18 protein-coding genes are annotated in these 25,427 nt (G+C 71.2%); 11 read left to right on the top strand and 7 right to left on the bottom strand.

Annotated elements, in window-relative coordinates; translation table 11 throughout:
* Positions 1-152 precede the first annotated feature (152 nt).
* Positions 153-947, top strand: coding sequence for a DUF481 domain-containing protein (locus SLW56_RS12035; RefSeq protein ID WP_017907670.1), 795 nt, complete (start codon positions 153-155; stop codon positions 945-947).
* A gap of 370 nt (positions 948-1,317) precedes the next feature.
* Here the strand turns inward: SLW56_RS12035 and hemC are convergent, their stop codons facing one another.
* The 4 genes from hemC to mdoH form a co-directional block, all read right to left on the bottom strand.
* Entirely contained in the window at positions 1,318-2,241 is a 924-nt protein-coding gene (gene hemC / locus SLW56_RS12030; protein ID WP_295909925.1) for a hydroxymethylbilane synthase, read from the bottom strand.
* Between the two features lie 58 nt (positions 2,242-2,299).
* A complete protein-coding gene (locus SLW56_RS12025; protein WP_193312529.1) occupies positions 2,300-3,046 on the bottom strand; it encodes a LytTR family DNA-binding domain-containing protein in 747 nt (248 codons plus the stop codon).
* Between the two features lie 88 nt (positions 3,047-3,134).
* Positions 3,135-3,800, bottom strand: a complete 666-nt coding sequence (locus SLW56_RS12020; protein ID WP_017907673.1) for an alpha/beta hydrolase — start codon at positions 3,798-3,800, stop codon at positions 3,135-3,137.
* A gap of 39 nt (positions 3,801-3,839) precedes the next feature.
* Positions 3,840-5,789, bottom strand: a complete 1,950-nt coding sequence (gene mdoH / locus SLW56_RS12015; RefSeq protein WP_267084167.1) for a glucans biosynthesis glucosyltransferase MdoH — start codon at positions 5,787-5,789, stop codon at positions 3,840-3,842.
* Positions 5,790-6,097: 308 nt separating this feature from the next.
* On the opposite strand from mdoH, the gene SLW56_RS12010 reads away from it, so the two are divergent.
* Entirely contained in the window at positions 6,098-6,700 is a 603-nt protein-coding gene (locus tag SLW56_RS12010; protein ID WP_267084168.1) for an isochorismatase family cysteine hydrolase, read from the top strand.
* Positions 6,701-6,706: 6 nt separating this feature from the next.
* On the opposite strand, the gene SLW56_RS12005 is transcribed toward SLW56_RS12010, so the two are convergent.
* Positions 6,707-8,014: an ATP-binding protein gene (locus SLW56_RS12005; RefSeq protein ID WP_152235622.1), complete on the bottom strand. Its 1,308-nt coding sequence runs from the start codon at positions 8,012-8,014 to the stop codon at positions 6,707-6,709.
* 115 nt (positions 8,015-8,129) lie between these two features.
* On the opposite strand from SLW56_RS12005, the gene SLW56_RS12000 reads away from it, so the two are divergent.
* Positions 8,130-8,504: a response regulator gene (locus SLW56_RS12000; protein ID WP_017907677.1), complete on the top strand. Its 375-nt coding sequence runs from the start codon at positions 8,130-8,132 to the stop codon at positions 8,502-8,504.
* A gap of 65 nt (positions 8,505-8,569) precedes the next feature.
* On the opposite strand, the gene SLW56_RS11995 is transcribed toward SLW56_RS12000, so the two are convergent.
* On the bottom strand, positions 8,570-8,794 hold the full coding sequence (locus SLW56_RS11995; protein ID WP_193312534.1) for a hypothetical protein: 225 nt from the start codon (positions 8,792-8,794) through the stop codon (positions 8,570-8,572).
* A 406-nt stretch (positions 8,795-9,200) separates the two neighbouring features.
* Between SLW56_RS11995 and glgA the strand changes: the two genes are divergently transcribed.
* From glgA to glgX, 7 genes are all read left to right on the top strand, one after another.
* Positions 9,201-10,826, top strand: a complete 1,626-nt coding sequence (gene glgA / locus SLW56_RS11990; RefSeq protein ID WP_152235623.1) for a glycogen synthase GlgA — start codon at positions 9,201-9,203, stop codon at positions 10,824-10,826.
* Positions 10,827-10,906: 80 nt separating this feature from the next.
* Positions 10,907-13,069, top strand: a complete 2,163-nt coding sequence (locus SLW56_RS11985) for a 1,4-alpha-glucan branching enzyme (protein ID WP_320694919.1) — start codon at positions 10,907-10,909, stop codon at positions 13,067-13,069.
* A 2-nt stretch (positions 13,070-13,071) separates the two neighbouring features.
* On the top strand, positions 13,072-14,859 hold the full coding sequence (gene treZ, locus SLW56_RS11980) for a malto-oligosyltrehalose trehalohydrolase (RefSeq protein ID WP_320694897.1): 1,788 nt from the start codon (positions 13,072-13,074) through the stop codon (positions 14,857-14,859).
* A 151-nt stretch (positions 14,860-15,010) separates the two neighbouring features.
* On the top strand, positions 15,011-16,978 hold the full coding sequence (gene malQ / locus SLW56_RS11975) for a 4-alpha-glucanotransferase (protein WP_295909930.1): 1,968 nt from the start codon (positions 15,011-15,013) through the stop codon (positions 16,976-16,978).
* A complete protein-coding gene (gene treY, locus SLW56_RS11970) occupies positions 16,975-19,590 on the top strand; it encodes a malto-oligosyltrehalose synthase (RefSeq protein ID WP_320694918.1) in 2,616 nt (871 codons plus the stop codon). The genes malQ and treY overlap by 4 nt, the downstream gene beginning before the upstream one ends.
* Before the next feature lie 14 nt (positions 19,591-19,604).
* Positions 19,605-19,811 carry a DUF2934 domain-containing protein gene (locus SLW56_RS11965; protein WP_081613359.1) on the top strand — a complete coding sequence of 69 codons (207 nt, stop codon included), beginning with the start codon at positions 19,605-19,607 and terminating at the stop codon, positions 19,809-19,811.
* A gap of 9 nt (positions 19,812-19,820) precedes the next feature.
* On the top strand, positions 19,821-21,986 hold the full coding sequence (gene glgX, locus SLW56_RS11960; protein ID WP_152235627.1) for a glycogen debranching protein GlgX: 2,166 nt from the start codon (positions 19,821-19,823) through the stop codon (positions 21,984-21,986).
* Between the two features lie 207 nt (positions 21,987-22,193).
* Here glgX and SLW56_RS11955 read toward each other — a convergent pair whose 3' ends face one another.
* Positions 22,194-24,101 (bottom strand): PEP/pyruvate-binding domain-containing protein, encoded by a 1,908-nt coding sequence (locus SLW56_RS11955; RefSeq protein WP_320694896.1) that lies wholly within the window; start codon positions 24,099-24,101, stop codon positions 22,194-22,196.
* A 339-nt stretch (positions 24,102-24,440) separates the two neighbouring features.
* Between SLW56_RS11955 and SLW56_RS11950 the strand changes: the two genes are divergently transcribed.
* Entirely contained in the window at positions 24,441-25,424 is a 984-nt protein-coding gene (locus tag SLW56_RS11950; RefSeq protein ID WP_320694895.1) for an NAD(P)-dependent oxidoreductase, read from the top strand.
* The last annotated feature ends 3 nt before the right edge of the window (positions 25,425-25,427 follow it).

The following is a 25,427-nucleotide window of genomic DNA, read 5'->3' as shown; positions in this document are numbered from 1 at the left end:
GAAAACGCCTGCCTGGCGCGGCAGCCGGCTGCGCGCCCGAACCGTCGATGAAGCCGGCGTCCGGGGCCGGCCAGGGTGTCATGTGGATCCGGTATGATGAAATCGTTTCCATTTCGTTAGCCGAAGGCTGCGTCCTCATCCCCGGAGAAGCCATGTCCCGCCGTGCCACCCTCGTATCCGCCATCGCTTTGTTGCTGCTGAGCACGTCCCCGGCCTGGGCCGCCGACGTCGCCACCTCACCGACAGCCACGGACCCGGCCAGTTCGCCGTGGAGCGGATCGGGCGAACTGGGCTTCGCCTCCTCGCACGGCAACAGCACCAACGAAAGCCTCAACGGCCGGCTCAAGGGCCAGTACGTGGACGGCGACTGGATCCACAGCCTGGACCTGCTCGCCCTGCACGCCAGCGCCGAGTACACCGACACCAATCCGGACGGCACCACCTCGCGCAAGCGCCAGACCACCTCCAACCGCTACACCGGCAGCGCCGGTAGCGCGCTGCAGCTCGGCGAGCACCGCCAGCTGACCGCCTCGTTGCGCTACGAGCGCGACGACTTCGCCACCTACGACCGCCTGGCGACGATCGGCATCGGCTACGGCACCCGGATCATGGACGGCGACCGCCGCAGCATCGACGTGCAGATCGGTCCCGGCGTGCGCCGCGCCCACGACGTGGTCGAGGACCGCACCGAAACCGGCCTGATCGGCCGCGGCCTGGTCGACTTCAAGTACGGCCTGACCAGCAACACCGAACTGGGCAACACCCTGCTGGTCGAGTCCGGCGCGTACAACACCTTCGCGCAGAACGACCTGGGCATCTCGGTGAGCATGAACGAGCGCCTGGCGCTGAAGGCCGGCTGGCAGGCGCGCTACAACAGCGACGTCAGCGACGACAAGAAGAAGACCGATACCTTGACCACGATGAACCTGGTCTACAAGTTCAAGTGAGTCGGGATTGGGGAGTGGGGATTCGGGATTGGCGCACGGCAGCGCGTCGCCTCGCGACGCCGCAGGGCTGACCCGTTGATTCGCTTCTCGCAGGAACCGCTGCAGCCGCGCCCCGCCAGCACGGCACGCAATGGCGTTGGCGCGCAGGGACCAATGCACCTGAGCGGCGTCAGCCGCGACAGGCTTTCCCGGTAACGCCTATCGCGGCTGCAGCCGCTCCCCCACGCGCGCAACCGGCACTGCCGGGATCTGCACTGTGGGAGGGACTTCAGTCCCGACGACGGAGAGTGTCAGTCCGCTTTCGGCTTCGCTTGTCGCGGCTGCATGACAGGTGACCCCCACCGTCGCTGGCGCGGCACTGCGCACGCCCTCAGGCCGGCAGGTCGACATCCAGCAGTTCGCGCGCGCCGGCGCCGATCAGGGCCTCGGCCACTGCCTGCCCCAGGGCTTCCGGGTCCTTGGCGTTGCGCTGCAGGTCGGCGCGCACCAGGCGCCCGTCGGCGACGCCGCCGACCAGGCCCTGCAATAGCAGGTCCTCGCCACGCCATTGCGCGAAGGCCGCCACCGGCACGTGGCAGCTGCCGTGCAGGGCGCGGTTCATCGCCCGCTCGGCCTCCACGCAGGTGCGGGTCGGGGCATCGTCCAGCGCGGCGAACAATGCCAGCGCGGCACTGGCGTCCTCGCGGCATTCCACCGCAATGGCGCCCTGCGCCGGGGCCGGCAGCCAGTCCGGCGCCTGCAGGCGCTGGGTGATGCGCCCCTCCAGGCCCAGCCGCTGCATGCCGGCGCAGGCCAGCACGATGCCGTCGTAGCCGCCGTTGTCGAGCTTGGCCAGGCGCGTGTTGACGTTGCCGCGCAGGTCCAGCAGTTCCAGGTCCGGGCGCCGCGCGCGCAGCTGCGCCTGCCGCCGCAGCGAGGAGGTGCCGACGCGCGCGCCCAGCGGCAGCGCGTCCAGCGAGGCGTAGAGGTTGGAGATCAGCGCATCGGCCGGATCGGCGCGCGGCAGGATCGCCGGCAGCACGAACGGCGGATCCAGCTCCATCGGCACGTCCTTGAGCGAATGCACCGCGCAATCGGCCTCGCCGCGCAGCATCGCCAGCTCCAGTTCCTTCAGGAACAGGCCCTTGCCGCCGATCGCGGCCAGCGAGCGGTCCAGGACTTCGTCGCCGCGGGTGCTCATCGGCACCAGCACCACGTCCAGGTGCGGGTGCGCGCGGCGCAGGCAGGCGGCGACATGTTCGCTCTGCCACAGGGCGAGCGGACTCTTGCGGGTAGCGATGCGCAGGATCTTCATGCGCGCATTATCGCGGAAAGCCGTCGTCCGCCGCTGCACGCGGGCGGCCCGGGCGGCGTCAGCGCTGGTGGATCTCCTTGCGCAGCTGCGCCACGCAGCGCCGGCTGACCTCCAGCGGCTGCTTGCCATGGCGCAGCACCGCCTGCACCTGGCCCTCGCCGAGCCGGCGCAGCTCCACCAGTTCGTGGCGCGCGACCAGGCAGTTGCGGTGGATGCGCACGAAGCGCTCGGCGAACTCCTCCTCCAGCGCGCGCAGCGATTCCTCGATCAGGTCCTCGCCGCGGGCGTGGTGCACCACCACGTACTTTTCCTCGGCCTGCAGGTAGTGGATGTCGTCGACCGGGATCAGCCGCAGGCTGCCGCGCAGGCGCGCGCACAGGTGGGTGCGGCGCTGCGGGGCCGGCGCCGCAGCGTCGCCGTTGCCGCGTCCGGCCATGAAGGTACGGGCGCGCTGCAGGGCCGCGGCCAGACGCTCGGCGCGCACCGGCTTCATCAGGTAGTCGATCGCGGCCGCCTCGAACGCGGACAGCGCATGCGCGTCGTAGGCGGTACAGAACACCACGGCCGGGCGCGGTTCGAAGGTGGCCAGATGGCGCGCGGCCTCCAGGCCGTCGAGGCCGGGCATGGCGATGTCCAGCAGCACCAGGTCCGGCTGCGCCGCGGCGCAGGCGTGCAGCGCGTCCATGCCGTTGTCGGCTTCGGCCACCACTTCCACGCCGGCATGCGCGGCCAGCAGCGTGCGCAGGCGTTCGCGCGCCAGGGGTTCGTCGTCGGCGATCAGCACCTTCACCCAGGTCTCCCTCACTCGACTGGCGTGCGCTGCGGCCGATACTAGCCCTGGTTCCGGGCGCCCGCCATCGGCATCGCACCATGCCGCCATGCGGCCGCTGCAATCAGCTGCCGGCGAGGCAGGCGTCCATCCAGTCGCCCAGGTCGGCGATTTCCTCGGCGCAGACCTGGTGCGCCATCGGATAGCGTCGCCACTGCACCGGCATGCCCAGCGCCTGCAGGGTCTGCGCGGTACGCTCGGCGTAGGTCTGCGGGATCACCGGGTCGCCCTGGCCGTGGGCCATGAACAGCGGTTGCCGCAGGGCCGCCGGGACGTGCCAGTTGGCGACGCTCTCCAGTTCCGGCAGGTAGGTGGACAGCCCGATCAGGCCGGCCAGCGGCCGTTCGCGGCGCAGGCCGGCGGCCAGGGTGATCGCGCCGCCCTGGGAAAAGCCGGCCAGCAGCAGGCGCTCGGCCGGCACGCCGCGCGCGTCCTCGCGCGCGATCAACTCCTCGACCTGGGCCACCGATTCGGCGACGCCGGCACTGTCGGCGCGGTTGGAGAAGTCCATGCTGACGATGTCGTACCAGGCGCGCATGCGCACGCCGTTGTTGACCGTCACCGGCCGCACCGGCGCGTGCGGGAACACGAAGCGCAGCGCCGGCCAGTGCGGCCGCACCAGTTCCGGCACCAGCGGCGCGAAGTCGTTGCCGTCGGCGCCCAGGCCGTGCAGCCACAGGACGGTCCAGCGCGGCGCGGCGCCGGTTTCGTGTTCCACTGTCTCCAGCATGTCGGTTCCCGATGAATGAGGCCGGATAGTATGCCGGCCTCAGCCCTGGGCCTGCGCCTCGGCCTCGGCCCGGCGTGCGGCGGCCTCGCGGCGCAGTTCGGCGGCGCGCAGCAGCACTGCCGGCGGTTGCGACTCCTCGGGAATGGCGAGGATGCGCAGCTTGCGCAGCCACAGGCCGGCGGCGCGCGAGGAGCTGATCGCCACCACCGGCACCGCCAGCGCCATGCCGATCACCACCGGCGCCATCCATGCCGCCAGCGACGGCGACACGGCATAGGCCATGCCGCCCATCAGCAGGCCGAACGCACTCAGTCCGCCGTAGCTGCGCAACAGCGCCGACCACGAAATGCGGCCATCGTCGCGCTGCTGCGCGTCCCAGCCCGAGTCCTTGCCGGCCAGCACCTCGGCCACGCCGCGCGACTGCACGTACATCACCACCGGCGCCATCAGCGCGGCCAGCAGGGTTTCCAGCAGCATGCTGGCGAAGGCGCGCAGCCCGCCGCCGCAGCCGCGGCGTTCGCCGGGCTTGAGCAGCATCGCGAAGTAGCCCATCACCTTGGGCGCCAGCAGCACGAACATGGTCACCGCGAACACCCAGGCCACCCGCGTGGAGTCCTGCTGGTGCCAGTAGCGCGCTGGCGAGAACGGCGAGATCACCGAGGCGACCAGGTCGAAACCGCCGTTCTGCAGCGGAATGGCGATGCCGATCAGCATCAGCATGCCCCACATCGGTGCGGTGAAGTAATGGCCGATGCCGATCAGCATGTGCATGCGGCTGACCCAGTGCAGGCCGCGCGCGCGCACCACCTTGGAGTGCTGCAGGTTGCCCTGGCACCAGCGGCGGTCGCGCACCAGCAGGTCGGTCAGCGTCGGCGGGCCTTCCTCGTAGCTGCCCTGCAGGTACGGCACCATGTGCATCGCCCAGCCCCCGCGGCGCATCAGCGCCGCCTCGACGAAGTCGTGGCTGAGCACGTGGCCGCAGAACGGCTTGCGCCCGGGCAGCGACGGCAGGCCCGCCTGCGCGGCGAAGGCCTCGGTGCGGATCATCGCGTTGTGACCCCAGTAGTTGCTTTCCGCCCCATGCCACCAGGCCACGCCGAAGGCGATCACCGGGCCGTAGACGCGGCCGCCGAACTGCTGCATGCGCGCGAACAGGGTGTTGCCGTTGACCACTTCCGGCAGGGTCTGGATCAGGCCGACGTCGGGGTTGGCCTCCATGCCGGCAGCCAGGCGCACGATGCTGTCGCCGGTCATCAGGCTGTCGGCGTCCAGGATCAGCATCTGCGGATAGGCGCCGCCGAAGCGGCGTACCCAGTCGGCGATGTTGCCGGCCTTGCGCCCGGCATTGCTGGCGCGGCGCCGGTAGAACAAGCGGCCTTGGCCGCCGACGCGCTCCACCAGCTCGGCGTACACCTTCTCTTCTTCCGCGCCGATGGCCGGGCGCGTGGTGTCGCTGAGGATGAAGAAATCGAAGCGCTCGATCTGGCCGGTGGCCGCCACCGATTCGTAGATCGCCTGCAGGCCGGCCATCAGCCGGTGCGGATCCTCGTTGTAGGTGGGCATCAGCAGCGCGGTGCGGTTGCGCACCTGCGGCAGCGGCGCGTCCGGATCGATGCCGAGCTTGCGGCCCTTGCCGAACACCAGAGTGAAGAAGCCGGCCAGCGCGCTCACGAACGACAGCGCGATCCAGGCGAACAACGGGATGAACAGCACCATCAGACAGGCTTCGAGCACGCTCACGCCGCCGATCACCAAGACCTTGCCGATCAGCCAACTGGCGTAGGCGGTCATCGCCGCGGTGGTGCCGAACACGTAGAAGCGCCGCCAGCCGATCCCGACCGGGGTGCTGGGCAGGCGCGTGTTGCGCAGTTTGCCTTCCTGCAGCGACTGCAGCGGCATGGCCAGCGGCGCCTCGGGCGGCAGGACCGCGTGGCCGGCATCCAGGGGAGCATCGACGTGCACGACCGGTGTGGGGGCGACCGTGCTCATGCGATCCGCCGACCGCGTCCGGCGCCGCAGCGCCATCGGGAAGTGCCGCGGGCGGACGGCATGGCGGATGCCGCCGCGGCCACGCGCGCCTGGTTGTGTTCGCCAGTTGGTACCACGTGCTCTCCTGTCGACGGGCAAGGACGCCGGTCAATGTAAACCCTAAATAGTAAGCTTTCGCGAAGGTGGCCAGCGGCGCCGCCGAGGTGGCGCCGGCCGATCCGTTCAGCCATGCCGCCGTCACCTGCGCTCACCCGCGTTTCACCCGTCGCGCCGACCATGAAGCCAGTCCGGCAATGGAGGATCGACGCATGCGCCAGCCCGCCCGGCGACGCACAGGCACCCAGCGGCAACCCGCGACGCCGCACGGGGCGCCGGCGCTGCTGATCGTGGACATGATCAGCCGTTTCGACTTCCCGGACGGCGCACGGCTGGCGGAGGCCGCACTCCCGGTGGCCGAGCGCATCGCCCAGCTCCGCGCGCGCTTCCATCGCCGCGGCTGGCCGGTGCTGTTCGCCAACGACAACTTCGCCGACTGGCGGACCGATTTCGAAGGTCTGTGGACCCTGTGCGCCGACCCGAAGCAGCGCGGCGAACGCATTGCCGCCTGCCTGGCGCCGCGCCCGCAGGACTATTACGTGCTCAAGCCCAAGCACTCCGCCTTCCTCGGTTCGGCCCTGGCCCTGCTGCTGGCGCGACTGCAGACCACCCGCCTGCTGGTCACCGGCATCGCCACCGACGCCTGCGTGCTGGCGACCGCGATCGATGCGCGCATGCGCGATTTCCAGGTGCAGGTGCCGCCCTCGTGCTGCGCGGCGCTGGATGCCGGGCGCCAGCAACGGGCGCTGCAGGTGCTGCGCGAGGCCTTCGCGGTGCGCATCAGCGACCGGCTGCCGGTGCGCGCAGGCGGATGAGCGTGGTTACTCCGCCGTCGGCACCGGCATCGGGTCGGCGCCCTCGCCCTCGTCGCCGAGCGGCCGCGCCACGAACGGGAACGCCAGGGTGATGGTGGTGCCGCGTCCCAGTTCCGATTCCACGTCGACGAAGCCGCCGGCCTGGCGCACCAGACCGTAGACCTGGGCCAGCCCCAGGCCGGTGCCCTTGCCCTCGGGTTTGGTGGTGAAGTACGCCTCGAACAGGCGCGACTTGACCGCATCGGACATGCCCTCGCCCTGGTCGCTGACCGCCAGGGTCACGTAGCGGCCGGGCTGGCGCATCGCCGCCGCGCGCGACGGCGGCACCTCCAGCGCGCCGCAGCGGATCGTCACCGCATCGCCGGGGCGGCTGGCGTCGCGCGCGTTCAACGCCAGATTCAGTACCGCCTGCTCGACCGCGTTGCGGTCGGCATAGGTCGTCGCCACCTCGGCGCATGCAAGCAATTGCAGGCGCATCTCGCCGCCCAGCGCCTGCGCCAACAACGGCTGCATCTGCGTCACCAGCGCGTTCAGGTCCAGCCAGATCGGCTTGACCGGGTGCGCGCGGGCGAAGCCGAGCAGGCGCCGGGTCATGCCCGCGCCGTGCTGCAAGGCCTCGTTGGCGATGGCGAGCAGCCGTTGCTGGTCCGGCTGCAGGCGCTGCGGATGGTCGGCGACCATGCTCACCGAGGTGATCGCGGTATGCAGCATGTTGTTGAAGTCGTGGACCACGCCGGCAAGCATCTGCCCCACCGCCTCGCCCTTCTGCGCCTGGGTCATCGCGCGCTCGGCCACGCGCTGCGCGGCCAGGGCGATGTCCAGTTGCCCGCGCAGCTGCGACTGCTCGGTCTGCCAGCGACGGCCCAGCGCAGCGGCATCGTCGGCGTCCATCGTGTCGCCCCGGCCCTCGATCGGGGCGAGGTGACCCAGCGCGCGCAGGGCCTGTTCGACCTGGTGTTGCTGGGTGACGTCGCGGCTGATCACCAGCACGCTTTCCACCCGCGCCGAGGCGTTGGCCAGCGGACTGACCATCACGTGCCACCAGCGCCGCCGTCCATCCAGCGAGGGGCGCTCCGCCCAGAATTCACGCTGCTCGTTGCCCAACGCCGCAGCAAAGGCGCCCTGGGTCAGCGAGCGCATGTCCTCGGGCCACAGCTCGACCCAGTTGTGGCCGACGACGTCGGCGGGGTCGGACACGCCGAGCAGGGCCAACCCGTGGGGATTGATCGAGCGCACGACGCCGTCGCGGCCGACTTCCTTGATGCAGTCGTGGGAGAGCTCGACGATCTGCCGATAGTGGGCGTGCGTGGTCAAGCTGCGTCTCGCAGTAAGTAAGGTCGAGAATATCGGGATTTGCGGGACGTCACCAGCGCTTCACCGACGAATCGTGAAGCTGCAGTGGATTATTTATTAAAGCGATCCCTGCATTATGCGCGTCACCTCCGCCTCCACCACCATTCTTCTGGTGGAGGACGACCAGACGATCCGGGAGTTGGCCGCCGCCATGCTGGCCGCCGATGGATACCGGGTCCTGTCGGCGGCGACCGCGCAGGAAGCACTGGCGGTGCTGGAACGGCATCCGGACGTGGCGTTGATCTTCAGCGATGTGCAGATGCCGCGCTGCGACGGCTTGAGCATGGTGCGCCAGTTGCGCCGCCGCGGCATCGTCACCCCGGCCCTGCTGACCTCCGGCATGCACGCACCGGAACCATGGATGCTGCCGGAGCACACCGGCTTTCTGCCGAAACCTTACCGCCGCACCGATCTGCTGGCGGCCCTGGATCGTCTGCAGACCGGAGCCTGAGCGGGGCGCCACCCCACACCGCTTCCCCACGGCAATCGCATCCGACAGACGACCGGCCAGCGAATTCAGGCGAAGACCAGCTTTCCGTACCGTGCCGAACGGATCGCCGCCAGGCGCTCGGCGACGAAATAGGCGCCGGCGTTGGCATCGCGGAAATACACGCCGTCGAACGCGTGCCGGCCGAGCACCGCACCGTCGTGGCCACTGATGCAGATCTGCGGCTCGAGCACGCCATCCGGGCACGTACGCAGTAGCCCGTCGAGGACGAAGCCGTCCAGCTCGCGGCGCATCTGCGGTTTCAAGACTGTCATGAGCACACTGCACCATAGACCGCATGAAGCTCGCACAACGGAGGTGGCGACCACGGTCGCACGGGAGCGCGGCACGTGTCGGCAACGGAAGCTAAACGATTCATTCGCACGTGCAACGCGATCCATGCTTGCGGCGTCTGACGTTCGGCAAATCCACTATGCGCCGCACTCTCCATTTCGCCATAGACAAGCGCGCGCTTCACGCCTCTTTTATCGCGCCATTTGTACTTTGCTCGTGCATTATCGCACTGCAACATCGCCGTTCCGTTTCGACGCTGCCGTGCCTCTTCCTTCGCTTCACGTCGCGCGCCCGCCAGGACGCGCGCCGGCAGTCGCTTTCCGATTTTCGTGTGCCCCGTCCTCCCCCTTCCCAGACGGAACCGCCATGTCGCCCCCCACTCCCGCCGACCTGACCGACAGACAACGCGATACCCATCCGGTGCTGCATGCGCCGCGCCGCCGCTACCGCGATGCGCGCGGCCGCTTCGTCCGCAATGCCGAGGTGACCGTCAAGCTGCACCCGGCGCCGCGCCGGACCAGCCTGTTCGTGACCTCCGAGATGGCCGACTTCATCAAGGCCGGCGGCCTGGGCGACGTGGCCGCGGCCTTGCCGCGCGCGCTGCGCGGCAGCTGCGACATCCGCGTGCTGATCCCGGGCTACCCGGCGGTGCTGCGCACGACCGGGCCGCTGGAGATCGTCGGCCGCATCGCCGCACATGCCGGGCTGCCGGATTGCGCGCTGGGCCGGGCCGAGCGTCCGGATGGTCTGTGCGTCTACGTGCTGCTGTGCCCGCAGTTGTTCGAGCGACAGGGTTCGCCCTACGTGTGCAGCGAAGGCCGCGACTGGGAAGACAACGCGCTGCGCTTCGCCACCCTGTCCCACGCCGCCGCGCAGATCGCCGGCGGTCAGGCCGGGCTGGACTGGACGCCGGAGCTGCTGCACCTCAACGACTGGCCGTGTGCGCTGGCCGCTGCCTACGTGCGCTGGTCCGGCGGCCGCACGCCATGCCTGCTGACCATCCACAACCTCGCCTACCAGGGGCTGTTTCCGTATGCGATGGCCGGCGCCCTGGGCATCCCCGCCGAGGGCCTGCAGGACCTGGAGTTCTACGGGCAGATGTCGTTCCTGCGTGCCGGCATCGTCCACGCCGACCATGTGAACACGGTCAGCGTCAGCTACGCGGCGCAGATCACCGGCCCGGCGCAGGGCTGCGGCCTGGACGCGCTGCTGGCGCGGCGCGCCGCCAGCGGCCGCCTCAGCGGGATCGTCAACGGCATCGACGCCAGTTGGGACCCGCGCACCGACACGCACCTGCCGGCGCACTTCGGTGTCGGCCAGATCCAGGGCAAGCGCGAGAACGCGGCGCAGGTGCGCCAGGCGTTCGGCCTGCTCGACAGCGACGGTCCGCTGTTCGCGGTGGTCTCGCGGCTGGTGCACCAGAAGGGCCTGGACCTGATCTGCGAGGTGGCGCCGCAGATCGTCGCCGCCGGCGGACAGATCGTGATCATCGGCGGCGGCGAGCCGCAGATCGAGCAGGCGGTGGCGGCGCTGGCGCGGCGTTACCCCGGCCATGTCGGCGCGCACATCGGCTTCGAAGAGCCGCTGGCGCGGCGCATGTTCGCCGGCTCCGACTTCCTGCTGATGCCCTCGCGCTTCGAGCCCTGCGGGCTGAGCCAGATGTACGCGCAGCGCTTCGGCAGCCTGCCGATCGCCCACGCCACCGGCGGCCTGATCGACACGGTGGACGACGGCGTCACCGGCTTCCTGTTCGAGGAAGCCTCGGCCGACGGCCTGCGCCGCTGCCTGCAACGGGTGTTCCGCACCTTCCGCCTGCCGGGTCTGCTGCAGGCGATGCGTCGCGCGGCGATGCTGCGGCCCAGCGGCTGGGAGCTGGCCGGGCGCAAGTACATGGCGCTGTACGAGCGCACCGCCGCCACGACCGCCGGCAACATCCCGGCCGCGGCCAGCGCCACGGTGTCGGCCACCGCGAGTGCCATGGCCGCCGCATGAGCGATCGGGAACACGCCGTGGACCCGGCCGCCGGCGGGGACCCGGCGGCGGACACGGAGGACGACGGCGACGGCCTTGCCCTGCAGGCACTGGCACGCGGCGAGGCGATCGATGCGTTCGCCTGGCTTGGCCCGCATCCACAGGCCGACGGCACGGTGCGGGTGCGTGTGCTGGCGCCCGGCGCCGAGGCGCTGGGCCTGCTCGATGCGCAGGGCAAGCTGATCGCGCGGATGCGTACCCACCCGCAGGCCGATGGCCTGTTCGAGGGCGAGCTGAAGCAGCCCACGCCCTACCGGCTGCGCATCGTGTGGCCGGACGCGGTGCAGGAATGCGACGATCCCTATGCCTTCGAGCCGATGCTCGATCCGGCCTGGCTGCAGGATCTGGCCGCCGGCGACGGCGCCGCCCTGCGTACCGCGCTCGGCGCGCATCACGCCCGCGTCGGCGAGGTGGAGGGCGTGCGCTTCGCGGTGTGGGCGCCGCAGGCCAGGCGGGTGGCGCTGGTCGGCGACTTCAATGGCTGGGACGCGCGCCGGCATCCGCTGCGCCTGCATCCGGAGGCCGGGGTCTGGGAACTGTTCGTGCCCGGGCTGCACGGCGGCGAACACTATCAATACGAATTGCAGGCCGCCGACGGCAGCGTGCTGCCGCGCAAGGCCGATCCGGTGGCGCGCTGCAGCGCCCTGGCGCCGTCCACCGCCTCGGTGGTGCCGTACGCCGACAGCCATGCCTGGGGAGATGCGGCCTGGCTTGCACAGCGCGAGGCCCAGGCCGGCAGCGCACAGCCGCTGAGCGTCTACGAGCTGCATGCCGGCTCCTGGCGCCACGACGGCAACGGCCAGCCGCTGCACTGGGATGCGCTGGCCGCCGAACTGATCCCCTACGTGCGCGGGCTCGGCTTCACTCACATCGAGCTGCTGCCGATCGCCGAGTACCCGTTCGGCGGCTCCTGGGGCTACCAACCGCTGGGCCTGTACGCCCCCACCGCGCGCCATGGCGACGCCGACGGCTTCGCGCGCTTCGTCGATGCCTGTCACCAGGCCGGCATCGGCGTGTTGCTGGATTGGGTCGGCGCGCACTTCCCCGACGATGCGCACGGCCTGCAGCGCTTCGACGGCAGCGCCCTGTACGAACACGCCGACCCGCGCGAAGGCGTGCACCGCGAGTGGAATACGCTGGTCTACAACTACGGCCGCCCGGAAGTGGTGGCTTACCTGATCGGCAGCGCGCTGGAGTGGATCGAGCGCTTCCACGTCGACGGCCTGCGCGTGGATGCGGTGGCGGCGATGCTGTACCGCGACTACGGCCGCAACGCCGGCGAGTGGATTCCCAACGCCCATGGCGGCCGCGAGAACCTGGAGGCGATCGCCTTCCTGCGCCGGCTCAACGACGAGATCGCGCAGCGCTTCCCGGGCGTGCGCACCATCGCCGAGGAATCCACCGCGTGGCCGGGTGCGACCGCGCCCACGGCGCAGGGCGGCCTGGGCTTCAGCCACAAGTGGAACATGGGCTGGGCGCACGACACCCTGCGCTACCTGCAGCGCGAGCCGCTGCACCGGCAGCACCACCACAGCGAGATGAGCTTCGGCCTGGTGTACGCGTTCTCCGAGCATTTCGTGCTGCCGCTGTCGCACGACGAGGTGGCGCGCGGCAAGGGCTCGCTGCTGGCGCGCATGCCCGGCGACGCCTGGCAGCGCTTCGCCAACCTGCGCGCCTACCTGGCCTTCATGTGGGCGCATCCCGGACGCAAACTGCTGTTCATGGGCTGCGAGTTCGGGCAGTGGCAGGACTGGGACCACGACCGGCCGCTGGACTGGGTGCAGGCGCAGCAGCCCCAGCACCGCGGCATTGCCCGGCTGGTCGCCGACCTCAACCGGCAGTTGCGTGCGTTGCCGGCGCTGTACCGCAGCGACCGCAGCAGCGACGGCTTCGAATGGAGCATCGCCGACGATCACCACAACAGCGTGTTCGCCTTCGTCCGCCACGACCGCGATGACGATACGCCGCCGCTGCTGGCGGTGAGCAACTTCACGCCGACCGTCCACCACGATTACCGCGTGGGGGTGCCGCGTGGCGGACGCTGGCGCGAGATTCTCAACAGCGACAGCGGCTATTACGGCGGTTCCAACCAGGGCAACGGCGGTGTGCTGTCGACCCTGCCGCAGCCGATGCACGGGCATGCGCAATCGCTGGCGCTGACCCTGCCGCCGCTGTCCACCCTTTGGCTGCAACCGGACCTTTGACCATGGCCACGACCGCTGTCTCGACCGACTCCCCTGCCGCCCCGCGCGCGGCGCTGCGCCCCGGCGCCTGGCCGGGCGCCAACGGCGAGGTCGCCTTCGCGCTGTGGGCGCCGGATGCCGAGCGCGTGGAGCTGGTGTTCGGCGACGATCGGCGGCAGCCGCTGCAGGCGATCGGCGATGGCTACTTCGCCGCTACCCTGGCCTGCGCGCCCGGCACCCGCTACCGCTACGCCATCGACGGCGGCACCCCGGTGCCGGATCCGGCCTCGCGCTGGCAGCCCGACGGCGTCCATGGCCCCAGCGCGGTGCTGGCCACCGACGGTTACGCCTGGCGCCACGGCGACTGGCGCGGCCGGCCCTGGGCCGAGACGGTGTTCTACGAACTGCACGTGGGCACCTGCGGCGGCTACGCCGGGTTGCGTGCGCAGTTGCCGACCCTGGCCGCGCTCGGCGTCACCGCGATCGAACTGATGCCGCTGGCCGAATTCCCCGGCCGCCACAACTGGGGCTACGACGGCGTGCTGCCGTACGCGCCGGCCTCGGCCTACGGCCATCCCGACGAACTCAAGGCACTGATCGACGAGGCCCACGGCCTGGGCCTGAGCGTGTTCCTGGATGTGGTCTACAACCACTTCGGCCCGGACGGCAATTACCTGGGCCAGTACGCCTCGACCTTCTTCCGCGAGGAAGCGCCGACGCCCTGGGGCGCGGCGATCGACTTCCGCCTGCCGCCGGTGCAGCGCTACTTCATCGACAACGCGCTGATGTGGCTGCACGAGTACCGCTTCGACGGCCTGCGCCTGGACGCGGTGCACGCGATCGTGCCCAACGCCTTCCTCGATACCCTGCGCGAGGCGATCACGGCCAGCGTGGCCGACGGGCGCCACGTGCACCTGGTGCTGGAGAACGAGGCCAACCAGGCCGATGTGCTGGAGCGCGGCTACAGCGCGCAGTGGGACGACGACTTCCACAACAGCCTGCACGTGCTGCTGACCGACGAGCACGAGGGCTACTACGCCGGCTTCGCCGACGCGCCGGCGCAGCACCTGGCGCGGGTGCTCGGCGAGGGCTTCGCCTTCCAGGGTCAGGCCGACCACCGCGGGCATGCGCGCGGCGAGCCCAGCGGCCACCTGCCGCCGCACAAGTTCGTGATCTTCGCGCAGAACCACGACCAGATCGGCAACCGCTCGCGTGGCGACCGGCTGATCACCCAGGTGAGCGAACCGGCGCTGCGCGCGGCGCTGGCGCTGACCGCGCTGACCCCGATGATCCCGCTGTTCTTCATGGGCGAGCCGTGGGGCAGCCGGACCCCGTTCCAGTTCTTCACCGATTTCGCGCCGCCGCTGGACGAGGCGGTGCGCGAGGGCCGCCGCCGCGAGTTCGCGCACTTCGCCGCCTTCGCCGACCCGGAACAGCGCGCCACCATTCCCGATCCCAACGCACCTGGCACCTTCCACGCGTCCATCGCCGACATCAGCGACGCCACCCACGGCGACGGTGCGCGCTGGCGCGACTGGTTCGCGGCGCTGATGGCGCTGCGCCGCCAGCACCTGGTGCCGGCGCTCAGCCAGGCCAGCGCGCTGGGGGCGCGGGTGATCGGCCCGAAGGCGATCGCGGCGGGCTGGCGCCTGGGCGACGGCGAATGGCACGTGGCGGCCAACTTCGGCGACGCGCCGGTGGCGCTGGACCTGCCCGGCAGCACCGTGCACGCGGAGAACGCCGGCGACGACGCCGCGCAGTTGCCGCCCAACGCCTTCGTCGCGCGCTACCGGCCCGGCAACGCCGCATGAGCGCCCGCTGTCGCGACGCCATCGCGACAGCGTCCCCGGCACGCTGGCCGCCTCGTTCGCTGCCCACCGCCGCGCACGCGCCGCCGGCGCGTGTGGGCGGGACCGCGGCGGATATCTCTTCCTCCGCCCTGCTGCCCGGTTCGCCCTGCCCATGACCGACACTTCCCTGCACACCCTGGCCGACGCCGCCGGCCTGCTGGTCGACTGGATCGATGCCGGCGACACGCCGCGCACGGTCGCCGACGACACCCTGCGCCATGTGCTCGGTGCGCTCGACCTGGACGCGCGCGACGCGGCCGCCTGCCGCGACAGCCTGCGCCGGCTGCAGGCCGATGCCGCGCTGCCGCCGCTGCTGACTGCCGACGTCGACGCGCCGGTCGAAATCGGCGCCGCCCCCGGCACGGCGTACCGGCTCGACAGCGAGGACGGGCGCGCACTGCACGGCCACTGCGACGCGCAGGGCCGCCTGGTCGCACCCGATACCGCCGGTTACTGGACCCTGCAGCACGGCGACCGCAGCACCACCCTGGCGGTGGCGCCGCCACGCTGCTACGGCGTCGCCGACGCGGTGGGCGCGGCGCAGCCGCGGCGCTGGGGCCTGTCGTTGCAGGTGTACTCGGCGCCGGGCGGCTACGACGCCGGCATCGGCGACGCCGACGGCACCGCCGCCTGGGCCGCGCGTATCGCCGCGGCCGGCGGCGATGCCATCGCGCTGAGCCCGGTGCATGCGGCACGACCGATCGGTGCGCACTACAGCCCCTACTCGCCCAGCGACCGCCGCTTCCTCGATCCGTTGCAGGCAGCGCCGGCGCGCGTGCTCGGTGCCGCCGCCGCGCAGCGCGCGCTGGACGCGGCCGGGCTGGTGCAGGCCTTCGCCGAGGCGCAGGCCCGCCCGCTGATCGACTGGCCGGCCTCCGCTGCCTTGAAGTGGCAGTGGCTGCGGCAACTGCATACCGACTTCGGTCAGGCCGATGCTGCGCTGCACGCCGACCTGGCCGCATTCGAATGCGGCGGCGGCAGCGCCCTGCACGCGCATGCCGCGTTCGCCGCGCAGGACTTCGGCGATGCCGATCCGGGTCTGCACCGCTTCGCGCAGTGGCTGGCCGCGCGCAGTTGGGCCGACGTGCAGCGGCAGGCACGCGCCGACGGCATGGGCATCGGCCTGATCGCCGACCTGGCGGTGGGCTTCGACGCGCATGGTGCCGAGGCCGCGGCGTGGCCGCAGGCGGTGCTGCAGGGGCTGGAACTGGGCGCGCCGCCGGACGCGTTCAACGGCGACGGCCAGGCCTGGGGCATCTGCGGCTATGCGCCGACCGCGCTGCGCGCCACGGGCTTCGCGCCGTTCATCGAACTGCTGCGCGCGGTGATGCGCGATCGCGGCGGCGTGCGCATCGACCACATCCTCGGCCTGCTGCGGCTGTGGGTGATTCCGCGCGGCGCGCCCTCCTCCACCGGCGTGTACCTGCGCTATCCGCTGCACGACCTGCTGCGCCTGCTGGCACTGGAATCCTGGCGGCACCGCGCGATCGTGATCGGCGAGGATCTGGGCGTGGTGCCGGACGGCATCCGCGCGGAACTGTCGCGCCGCGGGGTGATGGGCATCGACGTGCTGCTGTTCACCCGCGACCGCGCCGGCGCGTTCCTGCCGCCGGCGCAGTGGCGCCCCGACGCACTCGCCACCACCACCACTCACGACCTGCCGACCCTGCGCGGCTGGCGCCGCGGCGAGGACATCGACTGGCGCCGGCGCCTGCAGTTGAGCGACGCCGCGCAGCAACATGCCGACCACCAGGCACGCACCGACGATGTCGCGCGCATGGACCAGGCGGTCGCCGCGGCGCTGCCGCCCGCCGAGGCCGCCGACCCGGAACTTGGCGCGCTGCGCTTCGTCGCCGCCACGCCCTCGCCGCTGGCCCTGCTGCCGGCCGAGGACGCGCTGGGCCTGGACCAGCAACCCAACCTGCCCGGCACCGTCGACGGCCACCCGAACTGGCGCCGGCGCCTGCCCGCGCCCGACGCCGCCGCGACCGCGGCTACCCTCGCCACGCGCCTGAACGCCTTCGCCCAGACCCGCCAATCCACCGCCACCGCCGCGCAAGGAGCCGACGCATGCGCATGATTCCCCTGCGGGCCACCGCCCGCCTGCAGCTGCATGCCGGTTTCACCCTGCTCGATGCCGCCGCACAGGTGCCGTATTACGCCGGGCTGGGCATCAGCCACCTGTATCTGTCGCCGATCGGCACCGCGGTGCCCGGTTCCACCCACGGCTACGACGTCACCGACCCGCGCCAGGTCAATCCCGAACTCGGCGGCGAGCCGGCGCTGCTGCACCTGTCCGAGCGCGCGCGCAGCCACGGCATGGGCCTGATCCTGGACATCGTGCCCAACCACATGGCCACCCACCCGAGCAATCCGTGGTGGTGGGACGTGCTCACCCATGGCCGGCGCAGCCGCCATGCCGGCTGGTTCGACATCGACTGGCGCGCGCCCGGGCGCGAGGGCAAGCTGTGGTTGCCGGTGCTGGACCGCCCCTATGCGCAGGCGCTGAGCGAAGGCGCGCTGCAGTTGCAGGTGGCCGAGGACGGCAGCGTGGTCCTGCTGCACCACGACCAGCGCTTCCCGATCCGCCTGGATGGCGCCATCGCCCAGGAACCGGCCAGCGCGCGCCCGGCCTGGGCCGCCCGGCTCAACGACGCCGCGCGGCTGGGCGACGACGCCCTGCACCGGCTGATCGAACGCCAGTGCTATCGCCTGGCCTGGTGGCGGGTCGGCAACGACATGCTCAACTACCGCCGCTTTTTCGACATCACCTCGCTGGCGGCGTTGCGGGTGGAGCAGAACGACGTGTTCGCCGCGGTCCACGAGTTGCCGCTGCGGCTGGTCGCCGAGGGCCATCTCGATGGCGTTCGGGTCGACCACGTCGATGGCCTGGCCGATCCCACCGGCTACGTGCAGCGGCTGCGCACGCAACTGGACCGCGCCGGCCGCCGCCGCGGCATCGCCCCGGGCGGCATCGCCCTGTATCTGGAAAAGATCCTGGCGCCGCACGAGCAGTTGCGCAGCGACTGGCCCTGCGACGGCACCACCGGCTACGACTTCATGGACCAGGTCGCCGCGGTGCTGCACGACCCGGCCGGCGCCGAACCGCTGACCGCGCTGTGGCGGCGCTGGAGCGGGCGCAGTGGCGACTTCGGCCAGGAGCAGCGCGCCGCGCGCGACGAGATCCTGCAGGGTTCGCTGCAGGCCGAATTCGTGCGCACCGTGCAGGCGCTGGGCGCCGCCGCGCACCTGGATCCGCTGACCCGCGAGTTCAGCCCGCAGATGCTGGCGCGCGGGCTGATGGCCTTGCTGCGGCACTTCGAGGTGTACCGCACCTATGCCGGGCCCGATGGCCTGGACGACGACGACGCGGCGCGCCTGGCGCAGGCCGCGCAGCGCGCGCGTGCCGGCGCCGAGCCGCGGGTGTGCGCGGCGATCGACGCAATCGAGCGCTGGAGCCGCGATGGCCGCGGCACCGGCAAGGCGCAGGTGGCGCTGCGGCGGATCGTGCGCCGGCGCCTGGAACAACTGTCGGCACCGCTCAACGCCAAATCGGTGGAGGACACGTCCTTCTACCGCCACGGCGTGCTGCTCTCGCGCAACGAGGTCGGCAGCGAGCCGGACGTGTTCGCGCTCACGCCGGAGGCGTTCCACGCGGCCAACGCCCTGCGCGCGCAACGCTATCCGCGCGCGCTGCTGGCCACCGCCACCCACGACCACAAGCGCGGCGAAGACGTGCGCATGCGCCTGGCCGCGCTCAGCGCGCAGGCGCCGTGGTGGGAGGCGCAGGTGGCGCGGTTCCAGGCGCTGTCGGCGGACCTGCTGCCGGCCGGCAGCGCCGCGCCGCTGCCCGGCGACCTGCTGATGCTGTGGCAGATGCTGGTGGCGGCGTGGCCGCTGGAACTGGCGGTGGACGACGCCGACGGCCTGCGCGACTACGCCGAGCGCATCGGCGCCTGGCAGCTCAAGGCCGCGCGCGAAGCCAAGCTGCGCACCCACTGGACCTGGCCGGACGAGGACTACGAGCGCAATGCGCGCGCGCTGCTCGACGCGGCGCTGGTGCAGCCGGCCGGCGCCGCACTGCGCGAGGCGCTGGCGCAGGCGGCCGCGGCACTGGCCCCGGCCGGCGCGCTCAACAGCCTGGTGCAGACCACCCTGCGCCTGACCCTGCCCGGCGTGCCCGACCTGTACCAGGGCAGCGAGGGCTGGGATCTGTCGCTGGTGGATCCGGACAACCGCCGCCCGGTGGACTACGCGCTGCGCCAGGCCTGGCTGCGCGATGCCACCGCAGCGGACGCGCTGCTGCAGGACTGGCACAGCGGCCACATCAAGGCCTGGTTGACCGCACAGCTGCTGCAGCTGCGGCGCGCGCATCCGGACCTGTTCGCGCACGGCCGCTACACGCCGCTGCAGGCGCAGGGCCCGCAGGCCCAACACGTGCTCGGCTTCGTGCGCGAACACGAGGGCGCCTCGCTGGTGGTGGCGGTGCCGCGGCTGGGCGCGGCCGCGCAGGCGCTGCGGCCGGACGCGCCGCTGCGGGCGCAGTTCGATTGGCGTAACACGGTTCTGACACTGCCGCAGGCACAGTATCGCCCGGTGCTGGCCAGTGCTACCGTCGACGCGATGTCGGCCATTGCGGTGTCGGCGCTGTTCGCCGAGTTCCCGGTGGCCGTGCTGGTCGCCTCCCCCTGATCTCGCAAGAAGCCATGGACGCAGAAACACGCCAACGCCGCATCCGCCAACTCGCGCACGAAATCTGGGAAGCCGAAGGGCGACCCGATGGCCACGCCGCCCGCCATTGGGCCATGGCCGAACGCCTGGTGGCCGCGGAAGCGGCCGCCGAAGCCGATGCCGAGGCGCTGCCGCCGTCGCAACCGCGACGCAGCGCCGGCACCGGCAGCATCTCTTCCTAAGGATCCTTCATGCCCGTGCGCAAGCTCACCCGCCGTTCGCGTATCCGCGAGGGCCTGCCGTATCCGCTGGGCGCCACCTGGGACGGCCTGGGGGTGAACTTCGCCCTGTACTCGGCGCACGCCACCAAGGTGGAGCTGTGCCTGTTCGACGATCGCGGCCGCGAGATCGAACGCATCGCCCTGCCCGAGTACACCGACGAGATCTGGCACGGCTACCTGCCCGACGCGCGCCCCGGCCAGCTCTATGGCTACCGCGTGTACGGTCCGTATGCGCCCGACGCCGGGCACCGCTTCAATCCCAACAAGCTGCTGCTCGATCCTTACGCCAAGCAACTGGTCGGCGAACTGAAATGGGCGCCGGCCCTGTTCGGCTACACCATCGGCCACAAGGATGCCGACCTCAGCTTCGACCGCCGCGACAGCGCCGCCTACATGCCCAAGTGCGCGGTGATCGATCCGGCCTTCACCTGGGGCAAGGACCAGCGCCCGCAGACGCCGTGGGACAGCACGGTGATCTACGAGACCCACCTGCGCGGCACCACCATGCGCCACCCCTCGGTCCCCGAGGCCTGGCGCGGCACCTTCTCCGGGCTGAAGGTGGACGAGGTGGTCGAGCACATCAAGCGCCTGGGCATGACCGCGGTGGAACTGCTGCCGGTGCACGCCTTCGTCGACGACGAATACCTGCTCAAGCAGGGCCTGCGCAATTACTGGGGCTACAACACCATCGGCTTCTTCGCCCCGCACCCGCGCTACATGGCCACGCGCACGGTGTCCGAGTTCAAGCAGATGGTGGCGCGGCTGCACAGCGCCGGGCTGGAAGTGATCCTGGACGTGGTCTACAACCACACCGCCGAAGGCAACGAACTGGGGCCGACGCTGTCGTTCAAGGGCATCGACAACGCCAGCTACTACCGCCTGGCCGAGGATCGCCGCTTCTACATCAACGACACCGGCACCGGGAACACCTTCGACCTGACCAATGCCGGCGCGCTGCGCATGGTCAACGACTCGCTGCGCTACTGGGTGGCGGAGATGCACGTGGACGGGTTCCGCTTCGACCTGGCCACCATCCTCGGCCGCGAGCATCACGGCTTCGACCCCAAGGGCGGCTTCCTCGACGCCTGCCGCCAGGATCCGCTGCTGAGCCAGGTCAAGCTGATCGCCGAGCCGTGGGACGTCGGCCCGGGCGGCTACCAGGTCGGCGCCTTCCCGCCGGGCTGGTCGGAGTGGAACGACAAGTTCCGCGACAACGTGCGCGCGTTCTGGCGCGGCGACGAAGGCCAACTGGCGGAACTGGCCACGCGCCTGACCGGCTCGGCCGACCTGTTCCACCACCGCGGCCGTCGCCCGACCGCCTCGGTCAACTTCGTCACCGCCCACGACGGCTTCACCCTGCACGACCTGGTCAGCTACGCGCACAAGCACAACGAGGCCAACGGCGAGCACAACCGCGACGGCTCGGACAACAACATCTCCGCCAACTATGGCGTGGAAGGCGAGACCGACGACGAGCAGATCAACGCGCTGCGCCTGCGGCAGATGCGCAACATGCTGGCCACCCTGCTGCTGTCGCAAGGCACGCCGATGCTGCTGGCCGGCGACGAGTTCGGCCGCAGCAAGGGCGGCAACAACAACACCTACTGCCAGGACAACGAACTGACCTGGCTGAACTGGGAAGCCGGCCCGCGCGCGCACCAGCTCAGCGCCTTCGTCTCGCGCCTGACCCACCTGCGCGCGCACTACCCGCTGCTGCACCGCGCGCGCTTCTTCGACGGCGTCTACGACGAGGAACTGGGCATCAAGGACGTGACCTGGCTGGCCCCGGACGGCGAGGAAATGACCGAAGCCTCCTGGCACGACCCGCACGCCCGCGCGCTGATGATGCGCCTGGACGGCCGCGCCCCGTCCAGCGGCCTGCGCCAGGCCGCGTCCAACGTGACCCTGCTGATGATCGTCAACGGCGCGGTCGAGGACGTGCCGTTCACCCTGCCGCTGGTCGAAGGCGAACACTGGCGCGTGCTGATCGACACCGCCGAACGCAACGGCGAACACGGCCTGCCCGGTGGTTCGCAGTGGCACGGCATCGGCCGCTCGCTGACCCTGCTGGCGGCCGAACGCGACAGCAAGACCGCCGCGGCGCGTCACCAGAATGCGGATGCGCCGACGGCGTGAGCTGATGGGAGCGTCCGACGCGTTGTCGGGCGCTGCGGGTCGCGGCTGAGGCCGCTCCTACAGAAGGCGGACGTGGCGAACTGTCGTCCATAGGAGCGGCTTCAGCCGCGACCGGACATCAATGGAACTCAGATACCGCCGTGCCGCGCTGGCTGCCCACCGCAAGCGGCTGCACCGATAGCGCCCCGGCAGCAACGTGAGGGTGGTTCACTGGCGCCCACCCCGCTCCACATACGGCCGCGCCTGCAGGATCACCACCTCGTCGCCGACCACCGCCCACTCGATGTCCTGGTCGGCGCCGCCCAGCGCCTGCTTGGTCATCGCGCCGACCTTGGCCAGTCGCGCGATGAGCGCATCGGTCAGTACCTGGCGGGTGCCGACGATCGGGATCTCGCGGACGCCGCCGGCGGCGTTGGCCACGAGCTGGGTGTCCTCGGCCGAGCGGCTCAGCACCTGCACCGCCTTGGACCAGCTCGAATACATCACCTGTTCGGCCTGGCGCTTGCCCTCGACCACGCGGATGCCCAGGCCGCGCTTGGCCGAAATGTAGGTGACATGGCGGCGCGCGGCATCGAAGGGATCGCGGGTGATCATCACCCCGGAACTGTCGGACGGCGCGGCCAGCTGCACCAGCACCGCCATGGCCACCGCGTCCTGCGGCAAGCCGGCGGCGGCGCGCGCTTCGTAGGCCTCGAAGTTGTACACCGACGCCCACACCGTCTGCACCGCCTTGGCCAATGCGTCGGCGCGGGTGACGTTGGGCACGGTGGTGTACAGGCCGGCGCCACTGAAGCCGGGCAGATCCTCGGAGTTGGACGAGCTGCGCACGAACACACCGGCGCCGCGCAGTTGCCCCTGCCACTGCGTCTCCAGCGCGCGCACGAAGGCGGGATCGGGCGCGGCGTCGGCGATCTCGGCACGCAGCGCCGCCAGCGCGGCGCGGCGCACGTCGGCGTCGGTGGCGAAGCCCGGACGGCGCTGCAGGTCGCGCAGGCGCTGATCGACCTGCAGACGCTGCAGCGTCGCCTGGTAGAACGCGAACGGAATGCAGAAGCCGTCCGGCACGCGCGCGGCCGGCGGCAGCACCGCTTTCAGCGTGCCGAGATTGGCGGCCTTGGTCCCGCAGGCGCGGCTGTCGCGGGCGCGCAGCGCCGCCAGCGGTTTGAGCGCGGCCACGCTCAGGTCCGGACGCGGCAGCGCGCGTGACGCCGCGCGCGGGGTAGTGGACGACATGGCTGCTGGCGGGCCTGCAAGCGGCGTCACCCGGTAATCGTTGTGGGTGACATCCAGTTGCACCCAGCGGCCGTCGTACTGGCGCAACGCCGCCTGCGCATCGCGCACGTACACGTTGGGAATGCCCCAGCCCTTGGCCAGCAGGTTGACGTGCGACAACAGCGTGGACGGGCGCTGCGTGATCAGGCCGGCGACCGGTGCCAATGCGATCGGCACCTCGTCCAGCACCGGGATATCGCGCGGCGACAGGGCACGGAACTGCGCCTCCGAACGCACGATGCGCAGCCGTCCCTGGGCATGGCCGGTGTTCAACGGCAGGAAGCGCTGCTCGCGCAGCAGCGCCTCCTGGGTGACGAAGGCCAGCCCGGCGGACTTGGCCACCTGTTCGTGCAGCGTGGAGTTGGTCTTGAACCGCAGCGTGTCGAAGAACGACGCGCGCAGGGCGGCATCGGTCTGCTGCAACAAGGGCGCGGTAAGGACGTCGCCCTCCCAGAACTCGTAGGTGTAGCCCGGCAAATCCTGCTGCCAGCTCAGGGTGCCGAACAGGAAGCGACGCTGCGGATCGCGGTACTGCGCCTTCAGCGCCGCCTTGCCCATGCCCGGCGCCAGGCGCTGGCGCACGAATTGCTCGTGCAGCGCGAAGCGCGGGGTGTTGAGGTAGTAGACGCGTCCACCCTGCTGCCGGTCGATCACGAACAGCAGATGCGGCAGTTCCAGCGCAGTGCCGGCGTTGTAGACCCGCGCGAGCTGCAGGAACTGCGCACGGCTGTCCAGGCGCGGCAGGGAATCGGGCCCAGTCGCCGGCTGCACGGTGGCATTGCTGCCAGGGCGTTGCTCGTAGGCCGACGGCTTGCGCGCGGTCTGCGCCAGCGTGGGTGCCACCTGCCACAGCAGCGCGAAAAGGACACACCACGCCGACACGCGTGGCCACGAAAGGGACGGACGGGCTCGATCCATGATGCCGGTTCGGAAGGGCGACGAGCGCGGATCATACGCCAGCGCCTGCGCGTTGGCTGCGCGGCCAGGCGTTGCCGGGCATGGTCCGGCGTTTGCCGCCGCCGCAGGCCGTTGGGATGACGGGGGAGAATGACATCCGCGGCGGACAGCTCCACCAGGCCCTCCTTTCTGTATCGTTGACCGACAGAACGCTGCGCAGCCGCGTGCGGTCCCGCCACATGCCTGCCCGCGACCTGACGCACCTCGCCCCAGCCAGGAGTCCGCATGCCGCTGTATCCCCTGTTCGCCGACCTGGCCGGACGCCGCGTGCTGGTCGTCGGCGGCGGCGAGGTGGCGATGCGCAAGATCGAGGCGTTGCTGCACGCCGGTGCCGACGTGCTGGTGTACGCGCACGCGCTCAACCCCACCGTGGCGCAGTGGCTGGCGCAGGGCCGCCTGCAACGCGCCGACGGCGCCTTCGACCCGCAGTGGCTGGACGACGCCTGGCTGGTGGTGGCCGCCACCGACGACGACGCGTTCAACCGGCAACTGGCCGAACAGGCCGGAGCGCGACGCAAGTGGGTCAACGTGGTCGACGACGCCGCGCTGTCGACGTTCCAGGTGCCGGCGATCATCGATCGCGACCCGCTGTTGATCGCGATCTCCTCCAGCGGTGCGGCGCCGATGCTGGCGCGGCGCCTGCGCGAGCGCTGGGAAACCGAACTGGACCATTCCTACGCCGAACTGGCGCAACTGTTCGCGCGCCACCGCGCCGCCATCCGCGCGCGCCTGCCGGACCTGCCGCAGCGCCGCCGCTGGTTCGAACAGGTACTGGAGGGACCGGTGCAGACCCTGCTGCAGAGCGGCCAGCGCGATGCCGCCGAACAGGCCTTCGCCGAAAGCCTGCAGCGCAGCGACGCGGTGCCGCGGCAGGGCAGCGTGTGGCTGGTCGGCACCGGCAATGGCGACCCCGGCGCACTGACGCTGAAGGCGCTGCGCGCGCTCAACCAGGCCGACCTGCTGCTGGTCGGTGCGCAAGTGAGCGCGGCAGTGCTGAGCCTGGCACGCCGCGATGCCAGCCGCCAGCCGCTGCCGGACGATCCGGCCGCGCATCTGGCGCTGCTGATCGAACGGGCGCACGCCGGACAGCGCGTGGTCAGCCTGTTGCAGGGCGATGCGTTCCGGCAGGCACCGCATGCGGCGCTGGCGGCGCAATTGGCCGACGCCGGCATCGCCTGCGAGGTGGTGCCTGGCGTCGCGCCGGGCTGAGAC

It is taken from the genome of Xanthomonas sp. LF07-6 (assembly GCF_034105445.1).
Classification (GTDB): Bacteria; Pseudomonadota; Gammaproteobacteria; order Xanthomonadales; family Xanthomonadaceae; genus Xanthomonas_A; species Xanthomonas_A sontii.
Note: the sequence above shows the minus strand (reverse complement) of the source record. Positions and strands in the feature narration are given on the sequence as shown.